The sequence below is a fragment of the Streptomyces sp. NPDC006510 genome, from assembly GCF_040611955.1.
Taxonomy (GTDB): Bacteria; Actinomycetota; Actinomycetes; order Streptomycetales; family Streptomycetaceae; genus Streptomyces.
The window spans coordinates 20,666-33,577 of the sequence record NZ_JBEXPH010000091.1 but is presented as its reverse complement, the minus strand read 5'-3'; the positions used below and the strand labels follow the sequence as shown (position 1 = coordinate 33,577).

General features: G+C 69.4%; 14 protein-coding genes. 10 read left to right on the top strand and 4 right to left on the bottom strand.

Going from position 1 to position 12,912, the window contains the following annotated elements; translation table 11 throughout:
* From ABZY11_RS25290 to mug, 7 genes are all read left to right on the top strand, one after another.
* Positions 1–153, top strand: a 153-nt coding sequence (locus ABZY11_RS25290) for a transglycosylase SLT domain-containing protein (protein WP_356481326.1), incomplete at its 5' end; no start/stop codon positions are given.
* 78 nt (positions 154–231) lie between these two features.
* Positions 232–657, top strand: coding sequence for a GNAT family N-acetyltransferase (locus tag ABZY11_RS25285; protein ID WP_356481325.1), 426 nt, complete (start codon positions 232–234; stop codon positions 655–657).
* Between the two features lie 173 nt (positions 658–830).
* Positions 831–2,168, top strand: coding sequence for a hemolysin family protein (locus ABZY11_RS25280; RefSeq protein ID WP_356481324.1), 1,338 nt, complete (start codon positions 831–833; stop codon positions 2,166–2,168).
* Entirely contained in the window at positions 2,165–3,184 is a 1,020-nt protein-coding gene (locus ABZY11_RS25275) for a hemolysin family protein (RefSeq protein WP_356481323.1), read from the top strand. Before ABZY11_RS25280 ends, ABZY11_RS25275 begins: the two co-directional genes overlap by 4 nt.
* Before the next feature lie 124 nt (positions 3,185–3,308).
* The gene (locus ABZY11_RS25270; RefSeq protein WP_356481322.1) at positions 3,309–4,157 is read left to right on the top strand and encodes an SGNH/GDSL hydrolase family protein; all 849 of its coding nucleotides are present in this window, start codon (positions 3,309–3,311) and stop codon (positions 4,155–4,157) included.
* 59 nt (positions 4,158–4,216) lie between these two features.
* Positions 4,217–5,659, top strand: a complete 1,443-nt coding sequence (purB, locus tag ABZY11_RS25265; protein ID WP_356481321.1) for an adenylosuccinate lyase — start codon at positions 4,217–4,219, stop codon at positions 5,657–5,659.
* A gap of 19 nt (positions 5,660–5,678) precedes the next feature.
* Positions 5,679–6,242: a G/U mismatch-specific DNA glycosylase gene (gene mug, locus ABZY11_RS25260; protein ID WP_356481320.1), complete on the top strand. Its 564-nt coding sequence runs from the start codon at positions 5,679–5,681 to the stop codon at positions 6,240–6,242.
* A gap of 397 nt (positions 6,243–6,639) precedes the next feature.
* Here mug and ABZY11_RS25255 read toward each other — a convergent pair whose 3' ends face one another.
* The 3 genes from ABZY11_RS25255 to ABZY11_RS25245 form a co-directional block, all read right to left on the bottom strand.
* Complete coding sequence (locus ABZY11_RS25255) at positions 6,640–7,077, bottom strand: hypothetical protein (RefSeq protein ID WP_356481319.1); 438 nt, start codon at positions 7,075–7,077, stop codon at positions 6,640–6,642.
* Positions 7,078–7,195: 118 nt separating this feature from the next.
* Positions 7,196–7,933, bottom strand: a complete 738-nt coding sequence (locus ABZY11_RS25250) for an ABC transporter permease (RefSeq protein ID WP_356481318.1) — start codon at positions 7,931–7,933, stop codon at positions 7,196–7,198.
* A 2-nt stretch (positions 7,934–7,935) separates the two neighbouring features.
* Complete coding sequence (locus tag ABZY11_RS25245; RefSeq protein WP_356481317.1) at positions 7,936–8,874, bottom strand: ATP-binding cassette domain-containing protein; 939 nt, start codon at positions 8,872–8,874, stop codon at positions 7,936–7,938.
* A gap of 108 nt (positions 8,875–8,982) precedes the next feature.
* Here ABZY11_RS25245 and ABZY11_RS25240 point away from each other — a divergent pair, with 108 nt between their 5' ends.
* The 3 genes from ABZY11_RS25240 (at position 8,983) to ABZY11_RS25230 (ending at position 12,067) form a co-directional block, all read left to right on the top strand.
* The gene (locus ABZY11_RS25240; protein ID WP_356481316.1) at positions 8,983–10,170 is read left to right on the top strand and encodes a sensor histidine kinase; all 1,188 of its coding nucleotides are present in this window, start codon (positions 8,983–8,985) and stop codon (positions 10,168–10,170) included.
* Positions 10,160–10,810 carry a response regulator transcription factor gene (locus tag ABZY11_RS25235; RefSeq protein ID WP_356481315.1) on the top strand — a complete coding sequence of 217 codons (651 nt, stop codon included), beginning with the start codon at positions 10,160–10,162 and terminating at the stop codon, positions 10,808–10,810. The genes ABZY11_RS25240 and ABZY11_RS25235 overlap by 11 nt, the downstream gene beginning before the upstream one ends.
* A 99-nt stretch (positions 10,811–10,909) precedes the next feature.
* Positions 10,910–12,067, top strand: coding sequence for an ROK family protein (locus ABZY11_RS25230; protein WP_356481314.1), 1,158 nt, complete (start codon positions 10,910–10,912; stop codon positions 12,065–12,067).
* Between the two features lie 48 nt (positions 12,068–12,115).
* Here ABZY11_RS25230 and ABZY11_RS25225 read toward each other — a convergent pair whose 3' ends face one another.
* Positions 12,116–12,883, bottom strand: coding sequence for a GntR family transcriptional regulator (locus ABZY11_RS25225; RefSeq protein ID WP_356481313.1), 768 nt, complete (start codon positions 12,881–12,883; stop codon positions 12,116–12,118).
* Between the last annotated feature and the right edge of the window lie 29 nt (positions 12,884–12,912).

The following is a 12,912-nucleotide window of genomic DNA, read 5'->3' as shown; positions in this document are numbered from 1 at the left end:
GGCCTGCTCCAGGTCATCCAGCCCACCTTCAACGCCTACCACGTCGCCGGCACCCCCCACGACCTCACCAACCCCGTCGCCAACATCACCGCGGCCGCCAACTACGCCGCCGACCGCTACGGATCCATCGACAACGTCAACTCCGCCTACTGAGCAACGGGCTGGCGCCAAACCCTGGACTGCTGCCGAAATGGTTCGCCGAACGGATCGGCGCTCTGCTTGGCTCACCCCATGAGTGATCTCCACATACGCCGCGCCGGCCCCGCGGACGTCGGCACCGTATTGCGGTTCTGGCGCGGGGCCGCAGAAGGAACGAGCATCAGCGACGACCACGACGGCGTGGCCCGGCTCATTTCGAGGGACCCCGAAGCGCTGCTGCTGGCGGAACGTGACGGACGTCTCGTGGGAACCGTCATAGCGGGTTTCGACGGTTGGCGGTGTTCCGCCTACCGGCTGGCCGTGCACCCCGACTGCCGCCGGCAAGGTATCGCCACCGCCTTGATGGAAGCGGCGGAACAGCGATTCCTCAGGCTGGGCGGGCGACGGGTCGACGCCATGGTCCTGGAGGCCAACGAACGGGCGCACCACACATGGGCCGCGGGTGGCTACCACCGCGAGGATCACTGGCGGCGCTGGGTGAAGCCACTCACCGGTTGAGAAGATCACCGAGAGATCAACCAACTTTGCCGATCCTTTACTATGGTTGTCTTCCCGTCCGATCCTTCCGAAAGGTGTGAGCGTCCGCCCATGGGCGAGCCTCCCAGTAGTCGACATCACCGGCACCGAGCGATCCCCCTGTCCCTGCCCGATCATGGGACGGAGGTGAACCGATGACCGAAGTGCTTCTACTGCTCGTGGCAGTGCTGCTCTCGCTGGCCTGCGGCGCCTTCGTCGCGGCCGAGTTCTCTTTGACGACGGTCGAGCGCGGACAGCTCGAACGCGCCGTCGAGCGGGGCGAGCGGGGCGCGGCGAGCGCCATGAAGGCCGTACGCAGCCTCACCTTCCAGCTGTCCGGCGCTCAGCTCGGCATCACCGTCACCAACCTGGTGGTCGGCATGCTCTCCGAGCCGTCCATCGCGAAACTGATCCGTGGTCCGGTGGAGGCGTTGGGTATCTCCCCGAGCGTGGCGTCCTCCGTGGCCCTGGTCCTGGGAACCGCGCTGTCCACCGTGTTCCTGATGATCGTCGGTGAACTGGTCCCGAAGAACTGGGCGATCTCCTCCCCGCTCGCCGTGGCGAAGACCGTGGCCACGCCGCAGCGGGCCTTCACCGCCGTCTTCCGGCCCTTCATCAGCCACCTCAACAACACCGCCAACCGGATCGTGCGCCGCTTCGGTCTGGAACCGGCCGAGGAACTGGCCTCCGCGCGCAGCCCGCAGGAGCTGGCGGCGCTGGCCCGGCACAGCGCGAAGGCAGGTGCGCTGGAGGCGGACACGGCGGAGCTGTTCGTCCGCACGCTGAATCTGGCGGAACTGACGGCGGAGAACGTGATGACCCCCCGGGTCCAGGTCACCGCGCTGGAGGTGCAGGCGACGGCCGAGGACGTCGCGAACGCCACCCGGGCGACGGGCCTGTCCCGCTTCCCCGTCTATCGCGGCAGCCTGGACACCGTCGTCGGTGTGGCCCACATCAAGGACGTGCTGGCCGTCCCCGCCGAGCAGCGGTCCCGTACACGCGTGTCGGAGATGCTGCGCCAACCCCTCCTGGTACCGGAGACCCTCACGGTGGACCGGCTCCTGGACCAGCTGTCCGGCAAGGTCGCCATGGCCGTCGTCATCGACGAGTACGGCGGCACCGCCGGAGTCGTGACGCTGGAGGACATCGTCGAGGAAGTGGTCGGCGAGGTGCGCGACGAGCACGATCCGCATGAGACCGCGGACCTCGCACCGGCCGGCGAGGACGCCGACGGACGGACCCTGTGGTCGGCAGACGGAGCCGCGCGCATCGACCAACTGAAGACGATCGGACTGCGGGTGCCGGACGGACCGTACGAGACACTCGCCGGGCTGATCGCCACCGAGGTCGGCCGCATCCCCGCCGTGGGTGACGCGGTGGAGCTGGCGGGCTGGCGGATCGATGTGGTCGACGCGTCCGGACGCCGCGCCGCGCGGGCCCTGCTGCACGCGCCACTGCCCGGTGACGACGAGCAGACGGAGGACGCACGATGATCGCCGTCCAGCTCTTCATCGGACTGATGACCCTGGTCGTCAATGCCTTCTTCGTCGGGGCGGAGTTCGCGCTGATCTCCGTACGCCGCAGCCAGATCGAGCCCGATGCCGAGGCCGGGAACCGGCGGGCGCGCAGCGTCGTCTGGGGCCTGGAACACGTCTCGGCGCTGCTCGCGGCGGCACAGCTCGGCATCACCCTCTGCACGCTGGTGCTCGGTATCGTCGCCGAGCCGGCCTTCGCGCATATGCTGGAGCCCGTCTTCGACGCGGTGGGCGTGCCGCACGGGCTGATCCATCCGATTTCGTTCGTGATCGCGCTGTCCGTGGCGACCTATCTGCACATGCTCCTCGGCGAAATGGTGCCGAAGAACATCGCCCTCGCGGAGCCGGTACGCGCCGCGCTGCTGCTCGGACCGCCGCTGGTGGCCCTCGCCAGGGCGCTGCGCCCGGTGATCTTCGCGATCAACGCCTTCGCCAACGCGCTGCTCAAGATCCTCAGGGTCGAGACGAAGAACGAGGTGTCCGCCACGTTCTCCGACGACGAACTGGCCCGGCTGGTGACGGACGCGGGCGACGCCGGGCTGGTCGACGACCGCTCGGCCGAGCGACTGCACCACGCGCTGGAGCTGGGCCGTCGCCCGGTGCGTGACGTGGTGATGCCGGTGGACCGGGTCATGTACGCCAGGATCGGGACCACACCGGAGCAGCTGGAACGGCTTTCGTACGAGACCGGCTTCTCGCGCTTCCCCGTGATGGACAGCGAGGAGCGGATCCTCGGTTACCTCCATGTGAAGGACGCCCTCGACGCCACGCCGCGCGATGTGCCCTTCCCGGTGACCGCGATGCGCCCCATCGCCCGGGTCCGGGCCGACACACCGCTCGACGACGTCCTGACCGCACTGCGGCGCAGCCGTACGCACCTGGCGGCGGTTCTCGACGAGGACGACCGGCTGGCCGGAATGGTCACCATGGAGGACGTGCTCCGCGAACTGGTGGGGCGCCCGAAGGCACGCTGACCGGCATAGGAGCCGCGGTCCGGATACCGGCCGCGGCCCCTGCCACAGCGGGATCCGCGGCGTGCCCCTGGGCAGCCGCGGACTCCGGAAGGGGCCGAACCCACCGCGATACGATCGCATCGCCATGGAAATAAATGCCTCCTACAGCAGTCTCGTCGCGGTCGGCGACTCGTTCACCGAGGGCATGTCGGACCTGCTGCCCGACGGTTCGTACCGCGGCTGGGCCGACGTCCTCGCCGGACGGCTCGCCGCCCGCACCCCGGGATTCCGCTACGCGAACCTCGCCGTGCGGGGCAAGCTGATCGGCCAGATAGTCGACGAACAGATCGATGTGGCCGCCGCCATGCGGGCGGATGTCGTCACCCTCGTCGGCGGACTCAACGACACACTGCGGCCCAAGTGCGACATGGGCATGGTCCGCGGACGGCTCGAAGAGGCCGTGGAACGTCTCGCACCCTCGTGCAAGCAGCTCGTTCTCATGCGAAGCCCGGGGCGCAACGGTCCGGTGATGGAGCGTTTCCGTCCGCGGATGGAGGAGCTGTTCGCGCTGGTCGACGACTTGGCGTCCCGGCACGGAGCAGTGGTCGTCGATCTGTACGGGGCACCGGCACTGGGCGATCCCCGGTTGTGGGACGTCGACCGGCTGCATCTGACGGCCGACGGACACAGCAGGGTGGCGGAGGCGGTCTGGCAGACGCTTGGCCTGCCTCCGGAGAACGACTGGCGGACGCCACTGCCGACCGCCGTACCGCCCAGGTGGGCCCGGCGACGCGTAGACGACCTCCGCTTCGCCCGTGAGCACCTGATGCCGTGGATCGGCCGCCGCCTGACCGGCCGCTCCTCCGGAGACGGCCGCACGGGCGCCCAGTACAGCTCCGAACTGGGAAGGGGGTTCTGGGTCACCCCCGAGGACGCCCGCGAGCCCGGCCCGGTGGCAACGTGGCGCCGGGTCGACCCGACTCCGCTCTCGTAGCAACCCACAAACCGGACCGCGGCGCAGGCCTGCACAAACCGCCAGTAGAATCAGGACACGTGACTGCTGTGTCTGCGAAGCCTCGCATCCCCAATGTCCTGGCCGGCCGCTACGCCTCCACGGAGCTGGCCGTCCTCTGGTCCCCCGAGCAGAAGGTGAAGCTGGAACGCCAGCTGTGGCTGGCGGTGCTGCGCGCTCAGAAGGACCTCGGGATCGAGGTCCCGGACGCCGCGCTCGCCGATTACGAACGTGTCCTCGACCAGGTCGACCTGGCCTCGATCGCCGAGCGCGAGAAGGTCACCCGGCACGACGTCAAGGCCCGGATCGAGGAGTTCAACGCCCTCGCCGGCCATGAGCAGGTCCACAAGGGCATGACGTCCCGGGACCTCACGGAGAACGTCGAGCAGCTGCAGATCCGGCTCTCCCTGGAGCTGATGCGCGACCGCACGGTGGCGGTCCTGGCCAGGCTCGGCAAGCTGGCGGGCGAGTACCGCGAGCTGGTCATGGCCGGTCGCTCCCACAACGTCGCCGCGCAGGCGACCACGCTCGGCAAGCGCTTCGCGACCGCTGCCGACGAGCTCCTGGTGGCGTACGGGCGGCTGGAGGATCTGCTGGACCGCTACCCGCTGCGGGGCATCAAGGGCCCCGTCGGTACGGCGCAGGACATGCTCGACCTGTTGGGCGGCGACGCCGGGAAGCTGGCCGACCTCGAACAGCGCATCGCCGCACACCTCGGCTTCGCTCAGGCCTTCACATCGGTCGGCCAGGTCTACCCCCGCTCGCTCGACTACGACGTGGTGACGGCGCTGGTCCAGCTGGCCGCGGCGCCCTCGTCGGTCGCCAAGACGATCCGTCTGATGGCCGGGCACGAGCTGGTGACCGAGGGCTTCAAGCCGGGTCAGGTCGGCTCGTCCGCGATGCCGCACAAGATGAACACCCGATCCTGCGAGCGCGTCAACGGCCTGATGGTGATCCTGCGCGGCTACGCGTCGATGACCGGCGAGCTGGCGGGCGACCAGTGGAACGAGGGCGATGTGTCCTGCTCCGTGGTCCGCCGGGTGGCGCTCCCGGACGCCTTCTTCGCGTTCGACGGCCTGCTGGAGACCTTCCTGACAGTGCTCGACGAATTCGGGGCGTTCCCGGCCGTCGTCGCCCGTGAGCTGGACCGCTACCTCCCGTTCCTCGCCACGACCAAGGTCCTGATGGGCGCGGTGCGCGCGGGCGTCGGCCGTGAGGTCGCCCACGAGGCGATCAAGGAGAACGCGGTCGCATCGGCCCTGGCCATGCGCGAGCAGGGTGCCGAGCGCAACGAGCTGCTCGACAAGCTGGCCGCGGACGACCGCATCCCGCTGGACCGCGCTCAGCTCGACGCGCTGATGGCCGACAAGCTCTCCTTCACCGGGGCGGCGGGCGACCAGGTCACCGCGCTGATCTCGCGCATCGAGGAGATCGCCAAGCAGCGCCCCGAGGCCGCCGCATACACGCCGGGCTCCATCCTCTGACAGCCACGACCACAGCCGGATGACGCCCGAAGAGCTCCAGGCCGCCCGCGACCGCACCGTTCCCGATGTGGTCGCGGGCGGCCTGCGTGTGCTGTTCTGCGGGATCAACCCGAGCCTGATGACGGGCGCGACGGGCCACCACTTCGCCCACCCCGGCAACCGGTTCTGGCCGGTACTCCATCGGTCGGGCTTCACACCCCGGCAGTTGAAGCCGGCCGAACAGGCCGAGCTGCTGCGATACGGCCTCGGCATCACCAATGTGGTCGCCCGGGCCACTGCTCGGGCGGACGAGCTGTCCGCCGAGGAATTCCGCGAGGGCGGCCAGATCCTGGCGGCCAAGGTCGAACTGCTGCGACCGCAGTGGCTGGCGGTCGTGGGGGTCACGGCATATCGCACGGCCTTCGGCAGGCGTACCGCACGGATCGGTCCGCAGGACCACACGATCGGCGGCGCCCACGTCTGGGCCCTGCCCAACCCCAGCGGCCTGAACGCCCACTGGACCGCTCAGACGATGGCGGAGGAGTACGGACGCCTCCTCACCCGCGTCGACCACAGCGCCACCGTCCCCACCGAAAGCCCCTGACACCCGGCGCCTGCACGAGGGCTCGGCTCATGGCCTCCTATTTGCGGCCATGAGCCGGGCCCTGGCGCCGATGGCCCCGTACCGGTGGTCGTCATCCGTGCCTGCCACCACAGCGTGTGTCACGCCCGCCGGTACGGTCCCGGCCGAGCTGGGCCGGGCTGGGCTGGGCCGAGCTGGGCCCGGCCGGGACTGGGCCGGGCTGGACTGGGCCTGGCCAAAGGTCCGGGCGAGCGCCGGCCCCATCCCCGACCAACGCCCCGGCCCACCGCGCATACGTCGGCCATCTGCACCCGCCCGGGACAGGGGGCATTCGGGACCGCCGCAGCAAACGGTGCCCCGGGCCGACCCCCATCGCAGGCGGATCCGGATCTGTCCGGCCCGCAACTGCCTGCTCATGTCACGGCGGATCGATCTTCGTCACCACCACATTCAGCTCACACCCCGGTCCTTCCTCCTCCAGGTAGAGCCCGATGGCGATCCACCGCTCCTCGATCCTCCAGAGCTGAAGGAACTCGCAGCCCGCAACCGTCTCGGCCCATGCCTCCGCTATCTCCTCTCCGGCGATCATCCGCTCCTGTGCACTCCACAGGCTGATCATCTGCGGCTCACCCCAACGGCTGGTCAGCAGCGTCAGCAAGGCGTCATGCTCTGCGAGGCACTGGGCCCGGTGTTCCAGTCTCCGCACCTCGTCGTCGTCCCAGTGATCGACGTCCGCATGCAGGGACGCCGTGTGATAACCGGGCCCGCTGATTCCCCAGCCTGATCGGATACGTTCCGTGGGAAAGTCCGAGCTGCGCATCGCGTCGATGAGGCGGAGGTGATGTGCGGTGGTCATGCCGCCAGTAAACCGCCCGGCACTGACAAGCCGCTCCTTGCCATAAGCTTTGAGGTGCTTTCAGCCCTCCTGCTCCGCAGTGAAATCGTGGCAGCGGGTTACACGTCCCTGCCGCGGGTTACGCGTCCCTGCGTCGGACCGCCCACCAACCTGCCAGCAGCGCAGCCGCCGCCCAAGCCGCCGTCACTGCGAGTCCACCCCACGGTCCGAGGCTCCCTTCGGGGTTCTGGTGAAGCACCAACTGTCCCGCCTGGTCAGGAAGATATTGCGCGGCACCGCCTGCGACGTCACCGACCACGAAGGAGACAATGAGCACGAACGGGATGAGCAGGCTGAGCACGGCTACCGCGCTGCGCAGCACGGCAGTCAACCCAGCCGCGAACAGGGCCATCAGCGCCAGATAGATCCCGCCCCCGAACGCTGCCCGCAGGGCACCCGGCTCCCCTAGGTCAATCGCGTACTTCCCCATGAACAGCTGTCCCAGGAGGAAGGCGCCGAAGCTGGTGACGAGGCCGATGGCGAGTGCCGGCCCCCCGACGAGGGCGACTTTGGCAGCGTAGAAGAGGTTGCGGCGTGGCACAGCGGCGAGCGATATCCGCAGAGCTCCGTTGAGGTACTCGGAGGAAATCGCGGTCGCTCCGAAGCTGATGGCCGCGATCTGGCCGAAGTTCAGTGCGTAGAAGGCACCGAAGACCAACTCGGCGTCGGCATTGTCCGCCTCGGACTGGCCGATGGTGGGGAAGACGAGCAAGGTGACGGCAAGTGTCACGACCAGGACGGCTATCAGGGATCCCGTGACGGACCGGACCGATCTGATCTTGATCCACTCGGAGCGCAGCACTGCGGTGGTCGACATGGTCAGGCCTCCTGACGGTCGGCGGATGAGATCGACGCCGATGCGAATTCCGTCGCGTCGGCGGTAAGGTCGAGGTAAGCCTGTTCCAACGTGGCCTGCTCATCGGCGAGTTCAAGGACAGCAATACCTTCGGCGGCAGCTATCGCCCCGACCTCACCGGCCTTCGCACCCTCGATGGTCCAGCAGCCGTCCTCACCCTGCGCGGGGTCGTAGCCCTTGCGGATCAGGACATCGCGCAGCCGCGTGGGTTCGGTCGTGCGCACTCGCGCGCGGGACCTGCCGCGGGAGTCCAGGAACTCCTGCATCGGCAGGTCCGCGAGGAGCCTGCCACGGCCGAGGATCACGAGGTGGTCGGCGAACGACGAGGTCTCGTTCATCAGATGGCTGGAGACCAGGACCGTGCGTCCCTCGCGGGCGAGCCGTTTCATCAGCTCCCGGATCCAGATGATGCCTTCCGGATCGAGGCCGTTCGACGGCTCGTCCAGCATCACGACCTCCGGGTCGCCCAGCAGGGCGGCCGCTATACCCAGCCGCTGCCGCATGCCGAGTGAGAAGGTCTTGATCCGGGCTCCGCCGACCTCGCCGAGGCCTGCCTCCTCCAGGACCTCCTCGACTCTGCGCGCATCGAGGCCGTTGCTGACCGCCAGGGCGAGCAGATGGTTCCGTGCGGTGCGCGAGCCGTGGGCGGCCTGGGCGTCCAGCAGGGCGCCCACCCGACGCAGCGGATCGTCGAGTGTGGCGTAGAGCTGCCCGCCGATCGTGGCCCTGCCGGCGGTGGGCCGGTCAAGGCCGAGAACAAGTCGCATGGTGGTGGACTTGCCAGCGCCGTTGGGGCCGAGAAAGCCGGTGACGCGCCCGGGTCGCACACTGAACGTGAGGTTGTCCACGGCGCGGGTCGTACCGTATGCCTTGGTGAGCTCAAGGACGTCGATGCTGGTCATGTCCTCAGCTTCGCGGCCACGCCCGGTTCCTTGCCTCCCGCGCAGGTGGGGATCATCTCCCTCGCGCGGGGGAGCCGCCGCACCCGTGCGGGCTGACACGATTGCAGCATGTTCCGCCTTCTGCGCCCGCTCGCCGCATCTGTCACCTACACCCGGTGGCTGCATCTCCTCCTCCCGGGTGCGGTCTGCAGTGTGTGGATGTTCATCTCGCCGGCAACTCCCTGGGCGCCCATGATCTTCGCCGTACCGGTCGGCCTATTGCCCGGTATGCGGCTCGCCGAGGGGGTTCAGGCACAACTTCTGCTCATGCCCGAGGAAAGAGGCAGACCCGATGCCGCGATCTCCACGACCGCCGCGGCCACATGGGCGGATCGCTGGAGAACCGTGCTGTGGCTGGAGATACGCCTGCTGTTTGCGGTCGCAGTGGGGTGCGCGAGTGTATGGCTGCCCGGCACCGCCGTCGATCTGGTCCTGGCCGCCACCGGCACCGACCCGAGCGCCCAGTGGCTGGTCCGCGGGGTCGAGCCGCACTGGTGGTACGGCCTGCTCACACCCGTGCCCGTGCTGACACTGCTTGCCGTCGTCGTGTTGGCCGGCCGGTTGATCACCGCAGGCGCGCAACAGTTGCTCGGTCCCTCACCGGTGCAACGGTTGACCGCGCTGGAGGAGCGTACTGAGCAGTTGCTGGAGCGCAACCGCATCGCGCGCGAGCTGCACGACTCGATCGGGCACGCGCTGACGGTCGCGGTCGTGCAGGCCGGCGCGGCCCGGGCGGCTCAGGATCCGGAGTTCACCGAACGGGCACTGACCGCGATCGAGGAGACCGGCCGGGACGCGCTCGATGATCTGGAGCGGGTTCTGCGGGTGCTGCGCGAATCGGGGACACCGATGGGGCAGCGGCCGACGCTCGTGGAAGCGGACCGGCTCCTGGACTCCGCGCGCGGTTCGGGTGCGAAGATCGACGCGGACGTGTCGGGCCCGCTGGAGCAGGTCCCGGGCGCGGTGTCCCGCGAGGGGTATCGCATCCTTCAGGAGTCGCTCACCAATGTGCTACGTCACTCGGGGGCGGTTTCCGTGCGTGTGCGGATCACCGTCGCGAACGCCCGACTGGAGTTGGAGGTCACCAATCCGCTCACCAATTCGACGGCTGCGCCGGGCGGCGGGAGCGGGCTGCGGGGCATCCGGGAGCGGGCCGCGCTGCTGGGCGGGAAGGCCAGGACAGGTCCGCACGAGGGGGAATGGCGGGTGCAGGCGAGCCTTCCGTTGAACGGCCTAGGCTGGCCCAATGCCGGTTAGCGTACTTCTGGTCGATGACGAACCCCTCGTCCGCGCGGGGTTGCGCGCGGTCCTTGAGGCTCAGCCCGATATCGAGGTGGTGGGCGAGGCGGGCGACGGCGCCGCCGTGATCCCGTTGCTGCGTCAGCTGCGCCCCGATGTGGTGGCCATGGATGTCAGGATGCCGTTGATGGATGGCATCGAGGCCACGCGGGTGGTGCTGCGCACGGTGCCCGATCCGCCGAAGATCCTGGTGGTGACCACGTTCGAGAACGACGAGTACGTCTACGAGGCGCTGCGTGCCGGTGCGGACGGTTTTCTCCTCAAACGTTCCCGGCCCGCAGAGATCGTGCATGCGGTGCGTCTGGTCGCCGAGGGTGAGTCACTGCTCTTCCCGGCGGCGGTCCGGCAGCTCGCCGCCGAGTACGGGACGAACAAGGCGCGGGCTGCCATGGACCGGGCGGCGCTCACCGAGCGGGAGTCCGCGGTTCTCCGGCTGATGGCCCGTGGCCTGTCGAACGCCGAGATCGCTGCCAAGCTCGTGGTCGGCGTCGAGACGGTGAAGACCCATGTCAGTGCCGTACTGGCCAAGTTGGGTGCGAGGGACCGTACCCAGGCGGTGATCGCGGCGTACGAATCCGGGTTTGTCGCTCCGGGCTGAAGTCCCTGCCCGGAGCAACCCACCGCGGCCCACGGTCGCCCCGCACCTGGGCAACGAGTACCATCCGCCTGACATGCGCTCGAGCTGGGAGGACACACCGTGGGCCGGCTGACCGGTGGGGATCCGTCGCTGTTGCGACGCATCAATTCCGCGGTGGTGCTGCACGCTCTGCGCGGCGCCGACTCCCCTACTCTGACGGACCTGACCAGGATCACCGGACTGTCCCGTCCGACGGTCGAGGGCGTCATGGAGGGGCTCTTCGAGGCCGGACTGGTCGTCGAGTCAGTGCCCGACGGGGGTGAGACCCGGCGCCAGGGGCGACCGGCCCGCCGGTTCCGGTTCCGTGCCGAGGCCGGGCATCTGCTCGGTATCGAGATCGGCCCCCATCGCGTCTCCGCGCTGCTCTCGGGGCTGGACGGCCGGATCATCGGCGCGGGCGCCCGCGAGGTGTCGGAGACGGCCTGCTCCGACGACCGGCTCGACAAGGTCAGGGCCGTGGTGGCCGATCTTCTGCGGCGGACGGGTGTGGCCAGGAGCAGTCTGCGCGCGGTAGGCGTCGGCAGTCCCGGCATCGTGGAGGCCGACGGGACCGTGCGGCTGGGAACCGCCCTGCCGGGCTGGACGGGTCTCGCGCTGGGTGAGCGACTGAGGCGCTCCTTCCGCTGTCCCGTCCTGGTGGAGAACGACGCCAATACCGCGGCGGTCGCAGAGCACTGGAAGGGTGCGGCCACCGAATCCGACGACATCGTGTTCGTTCTGGCAGGTCTGAGCCCGGGCGCCGGTTCGCTGATCGGCGGGCGACTGCACCGCGGCTTCGGCGGTGCAGCGGGCGAGATCGGCGCGCTGCACCTGCTCGGCCGCGAAGTGACTCCGGAACGGCTGCTGTCCACGACGGACACTCCGCTGGATCCGTTGGACGAGCCCGCGGTCGCCGATGTGTTCGCACAGGCCCGGCAGGGCGATGTCCGGGCACAGGCGGCGGTCGAGCGGTTCATTCAGCGCCTGGTGCACGACGTGGCGGCACTGGTGCTGGCGCTGGACCCCGAGCTCGTGGTGGTCGGTGGCTGGGCCACCGGGCTGGACGATGTGCTGGATCCGCTCCGCAACGAGCTGGCCCGCTACTGTCTTCGACCGCCACGGGTCACGCTGTCGCTGCTCGGCGAGGCGGCGGTGGCCACCGGTGCCCTGCGGCTGGCTCTCGACCACGTCGAGGAGCAGCTCTTCGCGGTGGAGGGAACGGTGACGGCCCGCCGCTGAGTGCGACGGGCCGCGCGTGCCGGCGAGGACCGGCGGAGCCGGCCGTACTCAGGAGGCCTGGCGCTCCTGGTCGTGGTGGCTGATCTCCAGTTCGCCCGAGTCGCCGAAGGTGAGCCGGCAGGTGTCGGCCCGGTACGTGGCGACGGAGAGCGCAGCGGTACCGCCCGCCACGAGGTAGCGGGTGGTGACGACGAGCACGGGAGCGCCGGGAAGCCGGTCGAGCTCCTTGGCATCGTCCACACGCGCCGAGCCGAGCTCCACCGACCGGTCCTGGCCGTCGAGGCCGAGGCGGTGCAGTTCACGCAGGACGCTGCGGGCCCGGGCCGGACCGGACGGAGCGTCGATCGCGGAGAGTTCGGGCACGGACGACGACGGGATGTAGAGGAGCTCCGCCGCGACCGTCTGTCCGTGGGTCACCCGTATCCGGCGCACGATGTGTACCGGCTCGTCCGTTTCCACGTCGAGTACGGCCGCCACCGACGACGGCGCGACCGCCACCGAGCAGTCCACCGGCTGCCAGGCCTCCGCCGGACCGCCGCCGGACCAGTCCCGCTGTGCCGTGGAGACGGCGACCCCGACACGCGGCGGGGCGACGGTGGTACCGACCCCGCGGCGGCGCTGGAGCCTGCCTTCGAGTTCGAGCTGTTCCAGAGCCTGCCGGAGCGTGGCTCGGGCGACTCCGAAGCGTGCGGCGAGCTCGCGCTCATTGGGCAGGATCTCCCCCACCGCAAAGTCCGAGTCGAGTGCCTCACTGAGCACGGTCTTGAGGTGCCAGTACTTCGGCTCCTGCACCGATTCCAGCTGCGTGGTCCCCACCCTGTCCTCCGCAATCACCCAGCGGCTAT